This window comes from Stenotrophomonas sp. CS3K5 (genome assembly GCF_059515225.1).
This window is the reverse complement of sequence record NZ_JCAKRX010000007.1, coordinates 97264-112224: the sequence shown is the minus strand read 5'-3', so window position 1 is coordinate 112224 and position 14961 is coordinate 97264. Positions and strand designations below refer to the sequence as shown.

Annotated in this window: 14 protein-coding genes and 1 riboswitch; of the genes, 8 read left to right on the top strand and 6 right to left on the bottom strand. The window is 67.4% G+C overall.

All coding sequences use genetic code 11. The annotated features are described in order from the left end of the window. Positions 1–121 precede the first annotated feature (121 nt). A complete protein-coding gene (locus AC5YGJ_RS12215; protein ID WP_496186681.1) occupies positions 122–979 on the bottom strand; it encodes an EamA family transporter in 858 nt (285 codons plus the stop codon). A gap of 43 nt (positions 980–1022) precedes the next feature. On the opposite strand from AC5YGJ_RS12215, the gene AC5YGJ_RS12210 reads away from it, so the two are divergent. Further along, positions 1023–1694, top strand: a complete 672-nt coding sequence (locus AC5YGJ_RS12210; protein ID WP_409460772.1) for an alpha/beta hydrolase — start codon at positions 1023–1025, stop codon at positions 1692–1694. Then, positions 1691–2791, top strand: coding sequence for a cell division protein ZapE (gene zapE / locus AC5YGJ_RS12205; protein ID WP_057497008.1), 1101 nt, complete (start codon positions 1691–1693; stop codon positions 2789–2791). Before AC5YGJ_RS12210 ends, zapE begins: the two co-directional genes overlap by 4 nt. A gap of 103 nt (positions 2792–2894) precedes the next feature. Here the strand turns inward: zapE and AC5YGJ_RS12200 are convergent, their stop codons facing one another. Beyond that, the gene (locus tag AC5YGJ_RS12200) at positions 2895–3731 is read right to left on the bottom strand and encodes a DUF2884 family protein (protein ID WP_249842236.1); all 837 of its coding nucleotides are present in this window, start codon (positions 3729–3731) and stop codon (positions 2895–2897) included. A 536-nt stretch (positions 3732–4267) separates the two neighbouring features. Between AC5YGJ_RS12200 and AC5YGJ_RS12195 the strand changes: the two genes are divergently transcribed. Continuing rightward, the gene (locus tag AC5YGJ_RS12195) at positions 4268–6670 is read left to right on the top strand and encodes a ribonucleoside-diphosphate reductase subunit alpha (RefSeq protein WP_107231469.1); all 2403 of its coding nucleotides are present in this window, start codon (positions 4268–4270) and stop codon (positions 6668–6670) included. A 143-nt stretch (positions 6671–6813) separates the two neighbouring features. Further along, positions 6814–7833: a ribonucleotide-diphosphate reductase subunit beta gene (locus AC5YGJ_RS12190; protein ID WP_008264781.1), complete on the top strand. Its 1020-nt coding sequence runs from the start codon at positions 6814–6816 to the stop codon at positions 7831–7833. Positions 7834–7956: 123 nt separating this feature from the next. Here AC5YGJ_RS12190 and AC5YGJ_RS12185 read toward each other — a convergent pair whose 3' ends face one another. Then, positions 7957–8592, bottom strand: coding sequence for a LysE family translocator (locus AC5YGJ_RS12185; protein ID WP_496186680.1), 636 nt, complete (start codon positions 8590–8592; stop codon positions 7957–7959). 91 nt (positions 8593–8683) lie between these two features. Between AC5YGJ_RS12185 and AC5YGJ_RS12180 the strand changes: the two genes are divergently transcribed. The 3 genes from AC5YGJ_RS12180 to AC5YGJ_RS12170 all read left to right on the top strand — a co-directional run bounded on the left by AC5YGJ_RS12180 (position 8684) and on the right by AC5YGJ_RS12170 (position 11212). After that, complete coding sequence (locus AC5YGJ_RS12180) at positions 8684–9088, top strand: acyl-CoA thioesterase (protein ID WP_107231471.1); 405 nt, start codon at positions 8684–8686, stop codon at positions 9086–9088. Positions 9089–9131: 43 nt separating this feature from the next. Then, positions 9132–9938: an NAD-dependent protein deacetylase gene (locus AC5YGJ_RS12175; protein ID WP_496186679.1), complete on the top strand. Its 807-nt coding sequence runs from the start codon at positions 9132–9134 to the stop codon at positions 9936–9938. Positions 9939–10111: 173 nt separating this feature from the next. Continuing rightward, positions 10112–11212: an NADH:flavin oxidoreductase/NADH oxidase gene (locus AC5YGJ_RS12170; RefSeq protein ID WP_496186678.1), complete on the top strand. Its 1101-nt coding sequence runs from the start codon at positions 10112–10114 to the stop codon at positions 11210–11212. A gap of 3 nt (positions 11213–11215) precedes the next feature. Here AC5YGJ_RS12170 and AC5YGJ_RS12165 read toward each other — a convergent pair whose 3' ends face one another. Beyond that, positions 11216–12127, bottom strand: coding sequence for a LysR family transcriptional regulator (locus AC5YGJ_RS12165; protein WP_496186677.1), 912 nt, complete (start codon positions 12125–12127; stop codon positions 11216–11218). Positions 12128–12241: 114 nt separating this feature from the next. Here AC5YGJ_RS12165 and purU point away from each other — a divergent pair, with 114 nt between their 5' ends. Beyond that, on the top strand, positions 12242–13093 hold the full coding sequence (gene purU / locus AC5YGJ_RS12160) for a formyltetrahydrofolate deformylase (protein ID WP_249844921.1): 852 nt from the start codon (positions 12242–12244) through the stop codon (positions 13091–13093). Positions 13094–13204: 111 nt separating this feature from the next. On the opposite strand, the gene pncA is transcribed toward purU, so the two are convergent. Next, positions 13205–13831 (bottom strand): bifunctional nicotinamidase/pyrazinamidase, encoded by a 627-nt coding sequence (pncA, locus tag AC5YGJ_RS12155; RefSeq protein WP_496186676.1) that lies wholly within the window; start codon positions 13829–13831, stop codon positions 13205–13207. 56 nt (positions 13832–13887) lie between these two features. Continuing rightward, positions 13888–14559, bottom strand: coding sequence for an epoxyqueuosine reductase QueH (locus tag AC5YGJ_RS12150; RefSeq protein ID WP_249842229.1), 672 nt, complete (start codon positions 14557–14559; stop codon positions 13888–13890). Between the two features lie 192 nt (positions 14560–14751). Continuing rightward, positions 14752–14945: riboswitch (cobalamin riboswitch) on the bottom strand. Between the last annotated feature and the right edge of the window lie 16 nt (positions 14946–14961).

Here is a 14961-nt window from a genome sequence, read left to right as displayed (position 1 = left end):
ACCCTACGGGCCGGCTACGCCGTTCCACGCTGCTCCTGCAACGTGGTGCGCGCAAAGAAAGTGACACCTCTCCGGAGTTGCGGAAACGATTTGCCGGGGATGGCCCGGCACCACCGATACCTCACCCCCAGGCGATCAACCCGATCGCCAGCACCGCCAGCGCCAGGCCGGCGCGGTTCCACCTCGTGGTGGCCTCGCCGAAGGCGAATACACCCACCAGCGCACCCAGCACCACCACGCCGATGTTCATGCCGGCAAACACGGTGGCCGGGCTGTCCGGCATCGCCTGGTGCGCGTGCACATAGAAAAGAATGTTGCCGCCATTGAGCAGGCCCAGCAGTGCACCCGCGCCGAGGTTGCGCCAGGCCAGCCGGCTGCGGCCACTGAAATGCCGCCACAGCTGCAGCGCCAGCATCAGCACGAAGGCCACGCTGAAGCTGGCCAGCACCGCCGCCATCGATGGCGTACCGGACAGCGCCACCTGCTTCAACAGCACGTCGACCACGGCAAACCCGCCCCATACGCCCAGCAGCCAGCCCCAGCCGCCGGGCGAGGGCGCCAGTGCCGGGCCGCGCGGGCGCAGGCTGATCGCCACCATGGCGACCAGGCCCAGCGCCAGGCCGGCCAGCTTCCACGGCGTAGCGGTCTGGCCGAAGAACAGGAATGCCGCGGCCAGCGACAGCAGCAGCGACAGCCGCTGCGCCACATCACTGCGGACGATGCCGGCCACCGCCACCGCGCGGCCCAGCACCAGGAAGATCGACGGCAGCACCACCGCCAGCGCCAGCAGCGACAGCCACGGCGCATGCGGCGCGCGCAGCGCGTCCAACGGTGGTTGCAGCACCACGGCCGTGAGCGTTGCCGCCACCAGGTAGTTCCAGGTGACCATCTGCGCGACATCCAGCTGGCGGCGTCCGGCCACCTTCAACAACACCGAAACCAGCACACTGCAGATCACAGCCAGGGACAGGTAGAGCATGAGGCGGGCACAGGGCAGGGGCGGGGGACGGTATCATGGTGCCATGCACAAGCCCTTGTTCCCCGTCGCCCCCGGCGAAACCGCCTGCCTCGAACTGGACGGCCCGGCCGGTCCGCTGGAAGTGGTCGTCGACCTGCCCAAGGCCGATGTGCCGGCGCAGCCGATCGTGGCCGTCATCTGCCATCCGCTGTCCACCGAAGGCGGCACCCTGCACAACAAGGTGGTCACCATGACCGCCACTACCCTGCGCGAGCTGGGCATCGCCACGGTGCGCTTCAACTTCCGCAGCGTGGGCGCCTCGGCCGGTGAGTTCGACCACGGCGCAGGCGAGCAGGACGACCTGAAGGCCGTCGTCGCCTGGGTGCGCAGCCAGCGTCCGGACGATCGCCTGTGGCTGGCCGGCTTCAGCTTCGGGTCGTTCGTTTCGCTGAAGGCGGCAGGTGAACTGCAGCCGGAGGCGCTGATCTCGATCGCACCGCCGGCTGGCCGCTGGGATTTCGACGGCGTGCAACCGCCGGCACGCTGGCTGGTGATCCAGGGCGAGCAGGACGAGATCGTCGACCCGCAGGCGGTCTACCAGTGGCTGGACACCCTGGGCGCACCGCACGAACTGGTGCGCATGCCCGACACCAGCCACTTCTTCCACCGCAAGCTGATCGACCTGCGCGGCGCGCTCACCCACGGCGTCAAGCACTGGCTGGGCGCGGCAGCATGAGTGCAGCCGAGCTGACGCCTTCGCAGCGCTATGCCGAAGGAGTCGCCCGTGGCGACTGGCAGGACGACCCGGCCCAGCATGCGGCGCTGGCCGAGCTGGACCGCATCCATCGGGGCCTGGTCGACAGCGCCGAGGACGGCTGGCTGGACCGCCTGTCCTCGTTCTGGAAGAAGCCCGAGCCGGTCAAGGGCCTGTACTTCTGGGGCGGTGTCGGCCGCGGCAAGACCTTCCTGGTCGACCTGTTCTACGACGGCCTGCCGATCAAGCAGAAGTACCGCACGCATTTCCATCGCTTCATGCGCAGCGTCCACGAGCGCCTGCGCGAGCACCAGGGCCAGAGCGACCCGCTGGCGAAGATCGCCCAGGAATGGCGCAGCAACCTGCGCGTGCTGGTGCTGGACGAGTTCTTCGTCACCGACATCGGCGACGCGATGCTGCTGGCACGGCTGCTGGAGCGCCTGTTTGCCGAAGGCGTGACCCTGGTCACCACCTCCAACACAGCGGTGGAGAACCTGTACCTCAACGGCCTGCAGCGCGAGAGCTTCCTGCCGGCCATCGGCCTGCTGCAGCGCTTCTGCGTGGAGCTGTACGCCGAAGGCACCGAGGACTACCGCATGCGCGCGCTGACCCGCTCGCCGGTGTACCGCGCGCCGCTGGCCGCCGACAGCGATGCCTGGCTGGCCACGCGCTGGACCGAACTCAGTGGCGGCCAGCCGGCCAAGCCCGGCAACATCGAAATCGAGGGCCGCAAGATTCCGGTGCGCGGCCGGGGCAAGAGCATTGCCTGGTTCGATTTCGCCGCCCTGTGCGAGGGCCCGCGCGGGCCCTCGGACTACATCGAGATCGCGCACGAGTTCAACACGGTGCTGCTGGGCGGCATTCCTGCCTTCGACCGCCTGAACGAAGATGCCGCGCGCCGCTTCGTCAACCTGATCGACGAGCTGTACGATCGCCACGTCAATCTGGTCTGCACCGCCAGCACCTCGCCGATCGAGCTGTACACCGGCCAGCGCCTGCAGGGCGCGTTCGAGCGCACCGCCTCGCGCCTGATCGAGATGCAGAGCGCCGAGTATCTGGGAACCCCGCACCGGGCGTGAGGGGGAGTGCCGTTTGTAGAGCCGAGCCCACGCTCGGCTGCTTTTGCATGATGTGCCGAAAAGCAGCCGAGCGTGGGCTCGGCTCTACATCAGCGCCGCGTGGCTACCGCGTGGGCGCAACCGCGTTCCCCAGTGGCCGCTCATCCGGCCCGGCCGACACCTGAAGGCCGGTGTCGGCGGCGTGCTCGACCCGGATCCCCTCGCTGCGCTCCAGCAGCCGCAGCGGTTGGCCCTGGTAGCGCACCTCCAGCGCGTCGTGGGTGTCAGCCAGCGCCTGCACCAGCGGGCACAGCGCCTGCGCGCGGGCTTCGATACGCTCGGCGCGGCCTTCCAGCTGCTGCTCCATCTGCGCGTCCAGGCGGTCGGCGCGCGCCTCCATGGCGTCGCTGCGGCCGGTGAAGATCTGCCAGAGCATGCTGCGGGCGATGGACGCGGACAGCGACTCGGCCATGTCCTGCACCTTGGCCTCGAAGCCCGGCCCGAACACGGCTTGTTCCCAGTAGCCCTTGCCCAGCGTGCCGCCGATCCAGTCGTCGGCCTGCCGGCGCAGGCGCCGTACCTTGCGGCTGTTGGCGGTGCCGGTCAGGCTTTCATAGACTCCGTCGAGCACGTCGAAGCTCAGCCCGCTCACTTCCTGGGCCAGCGCCGTGGCCGCCGGCATCAACTGGCGGGCGCCGGCCTCGAGCTGGCGCAGGCGTGCGGCGTCGGCGGCGCTGACCGGCACGATCGTATCGTCCAGGCTCAGCACCCCATCGTGGAACACCACTTCGTGCGGCGCCTGCGGCCCGTGCCGCAGCCAGATGCCACCGCTGTCCACCAGCACGTCGTAATCGGTGCGGATGCCGCACTGGTCCGCGCGCAGCTTCGGCGCATCGGCGGCCTGCGCGGGGGCCAGCAGCAAGGCCGACAGCAGGGCGAGGGTGGGCAGGCGCAGGTCCATGGCGACAGTCCGTGTGACGAGCCTGCAGCATCTGCCCGCCAGGCCGCGCCGGCATCGGCCGGAAGTCACCCCGCCAGCGGCTGCCCACCGGATGCCCACCACCTATCCACAGGGTTGTCCCTGGCCAGCTTCATCACTGTCATGTGAAGCTGTCATTGTTCCGTTTCCTCGGTGCGTTGTACCACCGTAATGACGCCTTTCGGGCTTGACTGCGCAGCCCGTTCCGGCAGGTCTGAAGCGTCTGATCCGGGCGTCGATGGCACGATCCTTGCGGCGCAAGGGATTGCCGAATTTCACTACATTTGGCGTTGACGGACCCCATTACCCCCACTATCTTGTGGCCGTCGGTCGCAACAACCCCAGGTATGGGGGTCCGCCGCGGGGTCTCCCGGATACCCGCACGCAACCGTCAACGGCAGTGGCAGGCGCAGGGTCTCATCCCCTGCGACGCCGTCCTGCCATCCTGGGCTGTCATGTCCCGGGCCGCGTCACCCGATGCATCGAGCACCCCCAATCACGCCAAGAGGACACACGCCGTGAGCACCGAATCCAGCGCCACCATCGAGAAGGAAAGCGAGTTCCTGTTGACGTCGCCGCCGACGGCCAACGCGATGAGTGTGACCAAGCGCAACGGGACCACCGAACTGGTGGACCTGAACAAGATCGTGCGCGCGGTGCAGCGTTCCTCCGAAGGCCTGCACGCCGTCGATCCGATGCGCGTGGCCACCCGCACCATTTCCGGCCTGTACAACGGCGCCACCACCCGCGAGCTGGATGAACTGTCCATCCGTACCGCCGCGCTGCTGATCGGTGAAGAGCCCGAGTACGGCCGTCTGGCCGCGCGCCTGCTGGCCAACTACATCGCCAAGGAAGTGTCGGGCCAGGAAATCTACGCCTTCTCGCAGTCGGTCAGCCGTGGCCACGAAGTGGGCCTGATCAACGATCGCCTGCTGAACTTCGTGCAGACCAACGCACGCAAGCTCAACGATGCCATCGACATCTCGCTGGACCTGAACTTCGATTACTTCGGCCTGCGTACCCTGTACGACCGCTACCTGCTGCGCCACCCGCACACCCGCAAGGTGATCGAGACCCCGCAGCAGTTCTTCCTGCGCATCGCCAGCGCGCTGAGCGAGGACGTGTCCGAGACCCTGGCGCTGTACAAGCGCATGGGCAACCTGGACTACCTGCCGTCCAGCCCGACCCTGTTCAACTCCGGCACCACCCACGAGCAGCTGTCCTCGTGCTTCCTGCTGGACTCGCCGCAGGACTCGCTGGAATCGATCTACGCCAAGTACGGCGATATCGCCCAGCTGTCCAAGTTCTCCGGCGGCATCGGCGTCAGCTACACCCGCGTGCGTTCGCGTGGTTCGCTCATCAAGTCCACCAACGGCCATTCCAACGGCATCGTGCCGTGGCTGAAGACCATGGATTCGTCGGTGGCCGCGGTGAACCAGGGCGGCAAGCGCAAGGGCGCTGCCTGCGTGTACCTGGAAACCTGGCATGCCGACGTCGAGGATTTCCTCGAGCTGCGTGACAACACCGGTGACGAAGCCCGCCGTACCCACAACCTGAACCTGGCCAACTGGGTGCCGGACCTGTTCATGAAGCGCGTCGAGGCCGACCAGGAATGGTCGCTGTTCGATCCGCGCGTCGTGCCGGAGTTCACCGACCTGTTCGGCGAAGCCTTCGAGCAGGCCTACGTGCAGGCCGAAGCGCAGGGCAAGGCCAGCCGCACCATCTCGGCGCGCAAGCTGTATGCCCGCATGATGCGTACGCTGGCCGAGACCGGCAACGGCTGGATGACCTTCAAGGACAAGTGCAACCGCGCCAGCAACCAGACCCTGCGCGCCGGCAACGTGATCCACCTGTCCAACCTGTGCACGGAAATCCTGGAGGTCACCTCCAACGATGAAACCGCCGTGTGCAACCTGGGTTCGATCAACCTGGGCAACCACTTCGACGAGCACAACGACTTCGATTTCGAGAAGCTGGCCGAGACCGTGCGCCTGGCCGTGCGCCAGCTCGACCGCGTCATCGACCTGAACTTCTACCCGATCGAAACCGCCCGCCGCGCCAACCTGCGCTGGCGTCCGGTCGGCCTGGGCTGCATGGGGCTGCAGGACGTGTTCTTCCGCAAGCGCCTGCCGTTCGACAGCGCCGAAGCCCGCGCCCTGTCGAAGAAGATCGCCGAAACGATCTACTTCCACGCGCTGGAAACGTCCTGCGAGCTGGCCCAGGAACGCGGCAAGCACCCGTCGTTCAACGACACCCGTGCCGCCGGTGGCGAACTGCAGTTCGACGCCTGGAACGTGGTGCCCGAAGACACCGCACGTTGGGATGCCCTGCGCGCCCGCATCAAGGAACACGGCCTGCGCAACTCGCTGATGATCGCGATCGCCCCGACCGCGACCATCGCCTCGATCGCCGGCTGCTACGAGTGCGTCGAGCCGCAGGTGTCCAACCTGTTCAAGCGCGAGACCCTGTCCGGCGACTTCCTGCAGGTCAACCGTTACCTGGTCAACGAGCTGAAGAAGCTGGGCCTGTGGACCGCTGACATGCGCGACGCCATCAAGCTGGCCGAAGGTTCCATTGCCGGCGTGGCGCAGATTCCGGAAACCCTGCGCGAGGTCTACCGCACCGCCTGGGAACTGCCGATGCGTTCGCTGATCGACATGGCCGCCGAGCGTGGTGCCTTCATCGACCAGTCGGCCTCGCTCAACCTGTTCATGGAAAGCCCGAACATCGGTGCGATGTCGTCCATGTACATGTACGCCTGGAAGCAGGGCATCAAGACCACCTACTACCTGCGTTCGCGTCCGGCCACCAAGATCGCCAAGACCACGGTGAGCAGCGCGGCCCCGGCCAAGGTGTTCAGCCCGGACGAAGCGATTGCCTGCTCGCTGGAAAACCCGGAAGCCTGCGAGGCCTGCCAGTAACACACCGCGCGGTAGTGCCGGCCGCTGGCCGGCACTCGAACACCTCGCACCTGTAGAGCCGAGCCATGCTCGGCTGCGGAAAAACACCCACGGTAGCGCCGGGCCATGCCCGGCGGCTCACCCAGGAATTCAAGGAAACACCCATGGCCGACAAGCCCAAGCAGATGCTGCTCGATCCCGGTTTTGAACTGACCCTGCGCCCGATGCGCTACCCGCAGTTCTATGACATGTACCGGAATGCGATCAAGAACACCTGGACGGTGGAAGAGATCAACTTCCAGATCGACATCACCGACCTGCACAGCAAGATGTCGCCGGGTGAGCGCCACCTGATCCATCGCCTGGTTGCGTTCTTCGCCACCGGTGATTCGATCGTGTCCAACAACCTGGTGCTGAACCTGTACCAGCATCTGAACGCGCCGGAAGCGCGCATGTACCTGTCGCGCCAGCTGTACGAAGAAGCGCTGCACGTGCAGTTCTACCTGACCCTGCTCGACAACTACCTGCCGGACCCGGAGGAGCGCGTCAAAGCCTTCGCCGCGGTGGAGAACATCGACTCGATCAAGAAGAAAGCCGACTTCTGCTTCAAGTGGATCGACTCGATCCAGGATCTGAAGCGCATCGAGACCCGTGCCGAGCGCCGCCAGTTCCTGCTCAACCAGATCTGCTTCGCCGCCTGCATCGAAGGCCTGTTCTTCTTCGCCGCCTTCGCCTACGTGTACTACTTCCGTTCGCGCGGCCTGCTGCCGGGCCTGGCCTCGGGCACCAACTGGGTGTTCCGCGACGAGAGCGCGCACATGGAGTTCGCGTTCGAGTCGGTGCGCGTGGTGCGTGAGGAAGAGCCGGACCTGTTCGACGATGAGATGAAGCAGCAGGTCTATGACATGCTGGCCGAGGCCATCGAATGCGAAGTGCAGTTCGCCGAAGACGTGCTGTCCGGCGGCGTGGCGGGCATCTCGACCCGCGACATGCGCCAGTACCTGCAGCACTGCGCCGACCAGCACTTCGCCAAGCTGGGCATGGAAAAGAAGTACAACGTGCGCAACCCGCTGCCGTTCATGGAACTGCAGGACGTGCAGGAACTGACCAACTTCTTCGAACGCCGCGTCTCGGCCTACCAGGTTGGCGTGCAGGGCGAAGTCGCCTTCGACATGAACTTCTGATCGAAGCGGTCACTCCGGTTGCAACAAAAAACCCCGGCCAACGCCGGGGTTTTTTGTTCTTGTAGGGTCGAGCTTGCTCGACTGCCGCTCGCGCAAAGCCGTCGAGCAAGCTCGACGCTACGCTCAGCGCCGCCCTTCCACCGCCATGCGCACCGCCAGCCCGGCCAGCACCGTGCCCATCAGCCAGCGCTGCACCGCCTGCCAGGTCGGGCGCGCGGCCAGGAAGCCGGCGATGCTGCCGGCCATCACCGCGATCACGGCGTTGACGCTGACACTGACCGCGATCTGGGTGAAGCCCAGCACCAGCGACTGCATCAGCACGCTGCCATGGCCTTCCGGGTGCAGGAACTGCGGCAGCAGTGACAGGTACATCACCGCGATCTTCGGATTCAGCAGGTTGGTCAGAAAGCCCATCGCGAACAGCCTGCGCGGGCTGTCCGGCGGCAGATCGCGCACCGCGAACGGCGACCGGCCGCCGGGCTTGAGCGCCTGCCAGGCCAGGTACAGCAGGTACAACGCACCACCGATGCGCAGTGTGTCGTAGGCCAGCGGCACGGTCATCAGCAGGGCGGTGATGCCCAGCGCCGCGCACAGCATGTAGAACACGAAGCCCAGCGCCACCCCACCCAGCGAGATCAAGCCGGCGGTGCGGCCCTGGCAGATCGAGCGCGAGACCAGGTAGATCATGTTCGGCCCGGGAGTAAGCACCATGCCCAGCGAGATGAGGGCGAAGGCCACAAGGTCGGAGGGTGCGGGCATGGTCAGTCCTGGCAGTGGGCGTGGCGAAGTGTAGCGCCGCCTGCACGGGGCCTGGCTTAAAATTGCCGCACCCCACACCGACATCCCCGCCATGACCCCGATCCCCGAGACCGTGCCGCCCATCGAAGTGCGCATGGCCGAAATCGTCTTCCCCAACCACACCAACCACATGGGCACCCTGTTCGGTGGCCAGGCGCTGGCGTGGATGGACAAGGCCGCGTTCCTGGCCGCCGCCCGTTATTCCCGCCGCACCGTGGTGACCGCACGCAGCGACCAGGTCGACTTCAAATTGCCGATCCGCATCGGCCAGATGGTGGAAACCATCGGCCGTATCGTCGAGGTCGGCCGCAGCTCGATGAAGGTCGAAGTGGAGCTGATTGCCGAAGACCTGCACAGCGGCGAGCGCCAGCTGTGTACCCGCGGCCACTTCGTGATGATCGCGCTGGGTGAAGACGGCCAGCCCACGGCCGTGCCGCGTCTGCCCGCTGCGCCCTGAACCGATGCTTGCGGGGGCGCCCCAGCGCCCCCACCTGAAGACCATGACTCCGCCGCTGACCGACTTCATCGACCGCGCCCAGCGCCTGTTCGTGCTGACCGGTGCCGGCTGCAGCACCGCTTCGGGCATCCCCGATTACCGCGACACCGACGGCCAGTGGAAGCGCACGCCGCCGGTGACCTACCAGGCCTTCATGGGCGAGGCGGCCACCCGCCAGCGCTACTGGGCGCGCAGCCTGCTGGGCTGGCCGCGCTTCGGCCTGGCCCGGCCCAACGGCACCCACCAGGCACTGGCGTCACTGGAAGCGCGTGGCAAGCTGCAGGTGCTGCTGACCCAGAACGTGGACGGCCTGCACCAGCGCGCCGGCAGCCACAACGTGATCGACCTGCATGGCCGCCTGGACCTGCTGCGCTGCATGGGCTGCGAACGCCGCAGCCGCCGTGAGGATTTCCAGCAGCGGCTGCTGGATGCCAATCCAGGCTGGGATGCCCTGGAGGCCGGCGTCGCTCCCGATGGCGACGCCGATCTGGAGACCGATTTCTCCCGCTTCGTGGTGCCCGAGTGCCCGCACTGCGGCGGGGTGTTGAAGCCGGACGTGGTGTTCTTCGGCGAAAACGTGCCGCGTGAGCGCGTGGCGGCCGTGCATGAGCACCTGCAGCAGGCCGACGCCGTGCTGGTGGTGGGTTCCTCGCTGATGGTCTATTCGGGCTTCCGCTTCGTGCAGGCCGCCGCCAGGGCCGGCTTGCCCGTAGTGGCGCTGAACCGCGGACGCACCCGCGCCGACGACCTGCTGCAGTTCAAGGATGAACGCGACTGCGCCGAGGCGCTGGCCGGCTTCGTCAGTCGGTAGAGTCGACTATCGCGCGCAGCGCGGGCTGTTCAGCGGTACCGCCAAGAGCAGTCGACTGACAGTCGACTCTACCGACAACCCGTCCCCGCGAAACAGCGATCCATCCACACGGTTGATTCGCAGGCCGTGCGGCGGTGCAATACGCTCCCCCATCCGCTTGCCCCCGCATTGCCGTGACCCAGCTGTTTTCGCCGATCTCGCTCGGCCCCCTCACCCTGTCCAACCGCATCGTCATCGCGCCGATGTGCCAGTACTCCGCCGAAGACGGCCGCGCCAGCGACTGGCACGCCATGCATCTGGGCAACCTGGCGCAGTCCGGCGCCGGCCTGCTGATCCTGGAAGCCACCGCGGTCGAACCGCGCGGTCGCATCAGCTGGGCCGATCTGGGGCTGTGGGACGACGGCACCGAGGCTGCGCTGGCGCAGGTGCTGGCCAGCGTCCGCCGCTGGTCGCCGATGCCGCTGGGCATTCAGCTCGGCCACGCCGGGCGCAAGGCCTCGGTGAAGCGGCCGTGGGACGGCGGTGGCCAGCTGCCGGCCGACGATGCCCGCGGCTGGCCCACGGTGGCACCGTCGCCGCTGCCGTTCCATGCCGCCGATCCGGCGCCGCAGGCACTGGACGAGGCCGGTATCGCCGAGGTCGTCGCCGCCTTCGCCGCCAGCGCGGTGCGCGCCGAGCGCCTGGGCTTGGAGCTGATCGAGCTGCATGCCGCGCACGGTTACCTGCTGCACCAGTTCCTGTCGCCGCTGAGCAACCGTCGCACCGATGGCTACGGTGGCTCGCTGCCGAACCGCCTGCGCCTGCTGGTGGAAGTGTTCGACGCGGTGCGCGCAGCGGTGTCGGACAAGGTCGCGGTGGGTGTGCGCCTGTCCGCCAGCGACTGGGTCGAAGGTGGCTGGGACCTGGTGCAGAGCGAAGCACTGGCGCAGGTACTGGACGCACGCGGCTGCAATTTCCTGCACGTTTCCAGCGGCGGGCTGGATGAGCGCCAGAAGATCGCCGTCGGCCCGGGCTACCAGGTGCCGTTCGCGGCGGCAATCAAGGCCAAAGTGCGCATGCCGGTCATCGCCGTGGGCATGATCACCGAGCCGGAGCAGGCCGAGTCGATCCTGCGCCACCGCCATGCCGATGCCGTGGCGTTGGCGCGCGGCATCCTCTACGACCCGCGCTGGCCGTGGCACGCCGCCGCCGCACTGCGCGAGAGCGTGCTACCGGCGCCGCAGTACCTGCGCTGCGAACCGCGCGATGCACGCGGCGTGTTCAAGGCGCGCTGAGGCTCACACCCGCCAGGCCGGCGCCATGCCGGCCTGCAGGTGTTCGAACAGCGCGCGGATCTTGGCGGTGAAGTCGCGGCGGTCGCTGACGCAGAAATAGACGTCCATCGGTTCCGGGCGCCATGTGCTGTCGGTGTCGAACACCGCACGCAGGCGGCCGTCACGCAGATAGGGTTCGGCCACGAACGCGGCCAGCCGGGTGATGCCGGCCCCGGCGGCGGCCAGAGCGGCCAGCGCATCGATGTCATCGCAGACCATGCTGGGCGGCAGCGCGGCGTCCACGCGCTGGCCGTCCTTCAGCAGGCCCCAGCGCAGCGGCCGGCCATCGGTCGGGAAGCGGTGCAGCAGGCCTCGATGGCTGCCCAGATCGGCGGGGTGTTGCGGGGTACCATGCGCCTGCAGGTAGGCCGGCGCAGCGCAGAACACGAACGGCACGCGCGCCAGTTGCCGTGCGACCACGCCATCCTCCAGCTGCGCACCGATGCGGATGCTGGCATCCACCGCCTCCGGGCCATGCTGTACGGCGCGGTCATTCAGGCGCAGCTCCAGCTCCAGCTGCGGGTAGCGCTGTTGCAGCGAGGGCAGCAACGGCGCCAGTACATGGCGACCGAACGCGCTGCTGCTGGCGATGCGCAGTGGCCCGGCCGGTTCGATATCGCCAGCGGTGACCATCGCCTGCGCGCGTGCCAGGTCGGCTTCGATGTGCCGCACCTGCGCCAGATACAACGCACCGGCCTCGCTGAGTGCCAGCTGTCGCGTGCTGCGGTTCAGCAGCCGTACGCCCAGATGGGCCTCGAGCCGGTTGATGTTCTGGCCGACGGCGGTGGCGCTGATGCCAAGGGTGCGGGCCGCAGCGGCAATGCTGCCGGTCTCTGCGGTGCGGGTGAAGCTACGGATCAGTTGCAACAGGTTCATGACCGACCAGCTTGCCACGGGATCGGCCAAGTATCGCTTGGGACAGAACCAAGCCCTTCGGTTGCATCGGTGACCATCGATCCGATCAACACCCTGCTGGCCTACACTGCGACGATGCGCCCCGATTCCATCCTCACCCTGTCCTGCCCCGACCGTACCGGCATCGTCTATCGTGTGTCCGGCCTGTTGTTCGACCACGGTTGCAACATCCTCGACGCCCAGCAGTTCGGTGACGAGGAGAGCGGCCGCTTCTTCCTGCGCGTGCATTTCGACCGCGACGCGAGCCTGCCGCTGGACACCGTGCACGCCGCGATGGCCACCTTGGCGGCCGACTTCGGCATGGACTGGCAGCTGCACGACGGTCGCCGCCGTGCGCGGCTGCTGGTGCTGGTCAGCAAGCAGGGGCATTGCCTGAACGATCTGCTGTTCCGCGCCCACAGTGGCCAGCTGAAGGTGGACATCGCCGCAGTGGCATCCAATCACGCCGACTTCGCGCCGCTGGCCGCGTCCTACCAGGTGCCGTTCCATCACCTGCCGGTGAACGCGGAAACGCGCGCGGTACAGGAGCAGCAGATCATCGATCTGGTCGAGCGCGAACGCGTCGATCTGGTGGTGCTGGCGCGCTACATGCAGATCCTGTCACCCACGCTGTGCCGCGCATTGGCTGGCCGTGCGATCAACATCCACCACAGCTTCCTGCCCAGCTTCAAGGGCGCGCAGCCGTACCACCAGGCGCACGCGCGCGGGGTCAAGATCATTGGTGCCACCGCGCACTACGTAACCGAGGATCTGGACGAAGGCCCGATCATCGAACAGGACGTGGCCCGCGTCGACCATGCGATGGCGCCGCGCGAGCTGGTGCGGCTGGGCAGCGATACCGAGTCGCAGGTGCTGGCACGCGCGGTGCGCCGGCATGTGGAGCACCGCATCCTGCTCAACGGGCATCGCACGGTCGTATTCCGGTAGTGCCGGCCGCTGGCCGGCAATGGTAGAGATCCCGAGGGAGCCGGCCAGCGGCCGGCACTACGTTTCGGGTCGGATTGCCGGTAGCGCCGGGCCATGCCCGGCGGTCATTGCTCAGATCACCGCAATCCCCACCTTGCCCAGCGCCTCGCGCACCATCGCGTCGTTGGCCTCGGTCACCGGCCGGGTCAGCTCCCACAGGAACTTCACCCGGAAGCCGGATTTCACCGCGTCCTGCGCGCTCCACAGCACGCAGTAGTCACGCGCCAGGCCGCACACGTGCACCTCGCGGATGCGGCGCTCGTGCAGCCAACCGGCCAGGCCGGTGGCCGGGCGCTCGCCGTCGGGGCCATGGTTTTCGCGGAAGGCGCTGTACGAATCCACCTGTTGGCGCGTGCCCTTGCGCAGGATCAGGTCGGCCGAGGTCCAGTCCACGCCGGGGTGCAGCACGGCGCCTTCGCTGCCTTGCACGCAGTGGTCGGGCCACAGGGTCTGCGGCTGTGCGTGCAGCAGGATGGTCTCGAACGGGCGCTGGCCGGGATGCTGGCTGGCGAACGAGGCATGGTCGGCCGGGTGCCAGTCCTGGGTGGCCACCACCGTGCGGTAGTGGCGCTGCGCCAGCAGCGCGTTGATCGGCGCCACCAGTGCATCACCCTGGTCGCAGGCCAGTGCGCCGCCGGGCATGAAGTCCGGCTGCAGGTCGATCACCAGCAGGGCGACATCGGCGGGCAGGGAAGTCATGGCAGATCCACTACAAACTGAAGGGGCGACCAGCGTGGCCGCCCCCCGGGCGTACGTCAATCGCCCTGCGCCGGCTCAGCGTCCTGCCCGTAGTACAGCAGGCCGATCTTGATCCGCTCGCGGCCGGTTTCACGGCGGTGGCGGTTGGCATCGCGCAGCGAGTACACGCAGCCACAGTATTCCTGCTGGTAGAACTGCTCGCGCTTGCTGATCTCGACCATGCGGCTGGCACCACCGCCCTTGCGCCAGTTGTAGTCCCAGTACTGCAGGCCCTCGTAGCGCGAGGCGGCGCGGATGCCGCAGTCGTTGATCTGCGCCATGTTCTTCCAGCGCGAGATGCCCAGCGACGAACTGATGGTGTCGTAGCCATGTTCATGCGCGTACAGCGCGGTGCGCTCGAAGCGCATGTCGAAGCACATCGTGCAGCGGATGCCGCGCTCGGGTTCGTTCTCCATGCCGCGCGCGCGGCTGAACCAGTTGTCGGTGTCGTAGTCGCAGTCGATGAACGGAATGCCGTGCTGCTGCGCGAAGCGGATGTTCTCCTGCTTGCGCAGCTCGTATTCCTTCACCGGGTGGATGTTGGGGTTGTAGAAGAAGATCGCATAGTCGATCCCGGAGGCAGTGATCGCCTCCATCACTTCGCCCGAACAGGGCGCGCAGCACGAATGCAGCAGCAGGCGCTTGCCGTCGGCGGGCAGGGTCAGGGTGGGGCGTTGGAGTTCGGTCATCGTCAGGTACCGCAGGGGCCGCCGGCAACGGCGACGGCCCCTGCCTCAGGGCGTGGGGAACGGGTCTGACCGGATACCGTGGAAAGGACGCGCGCGACCGCGCTGCCCGCGTGCGCAGGACAACGACAGCCCCGGCACCCTCCCCGCGGAGAGTCCAGGTCGAATCAGGGGACGGTCGTGTCCCCCGGCCGGGGCCGGTCTTCGGGCTGATGGACACGGGCCGAAGCCCTCCTACTCCCTGCCGCTTCCCAGGCGTGAGCCCAGTGCTGTTGGCAGGATTCGTTTCCATTCACCGCTGCGGGGCAGCTCCGGAATGGGCGCGCAAGGCGCCTTCACCGGATTCCCGTTCAAATCCCTGCCTTTGCCGGAGCGAGGGCAGGGATACCTTCGGCGTGTGCACGG

What these genes read in the sequence shown, in the direction of transcription:
- AC5YGJ_RS12175 (WP_496186679.1), top strand. Translation starts at nt 9,132, where the DNA reads ATGACTCCGCCGCTGACCGACTTCATCGACCGCGCCCAGCGCCTGTTC.
- purU (WP_249844921.1), top strand. Translation starts at nt 12,242, where the DNA reads ATGCGCCCCGATTCCATCCTCACCCTGTCCTGCCCCGACCGTACCGGC.
- AC5YGJ_RS12190 (WP_008264781.1), top strand. Translation starts at nt 6,814, where the DNA reads ATGGCCGACAAGCCCAAGCAGATGCTGCTCGATCCCGGTTTTGAACTG.
- AC5YGJ_RS12185 (WP_496186680.1), bottom strand. Translation starts at nt 8,592, where the DNA reads ATGCCCGCACCCTCCGACCTTGTGGCCTTCGCCCTCATCTCGCTGGGC.
- AC5YGJ_RS12210 (WP_409460772.1), top strand. Translation starts at nt 1,023, where the DNA reads ATGCACAAGCCCTTGTTCCCCGTCGCCCCCGGCGAAACCGCCTGCCTC.
- AC5YGJ_RS12200 (WP_249842236.1), bottom strand. Translation starts at nt 3,731, where the DNA reads ATGGACCTGCGCCTGCCCACCCTCGCCCTGCTGTCGGCCTTGCTGCTG.
- AC5YGJ_RS12165 (WP_496186677.1), bottom strand. Translation starts at nt 12,127, where the DNA reads ATGAACCTGTTGCAACTGATCCGTAGCTTCACCCGCACCGCAGAGACC.
- zapE (WP_057497008.1), top strand. Translation starts at nt 1,691, where the DNA reads ATGAGTGCAGCCGAGCTGACGCCTTCGCAGCGCTATGCCGAAGGAGTC.
- AC5YGJ_RS12150 (WP_249842229.1), bottom strand. Translation starts at nt 14,559, where the DNA reads ATGACCGAACTCCAACGCCCCACCCTGACCCTGCCCGCCGACGGCAAG.
- pncA (WP_496186676.1), bottom strand. Translation starts at nt 13,831, where the DNA reads ATGACTTCCCTGCCCGCCGATGTCGCCCTGCTGGTGATCGACCTGCAG.
- AC5YGJ_RS12180 (WP_107231471.1), top strand. Translation starts at nt 8,684, where the DNA reads ATGACCCCGATCCCCGAGACCGTGCCGCCCATCGAAGTGCGCATGGCC.
- AC5YGJ_RS12215 (WP_496186681.1), bottom strand. Translation starts at nt 979, where the DNA reads ATGCTCTACCTGTCCCTGGCTGTGATCTGCAGTGTGCTGGTTTCGGTG.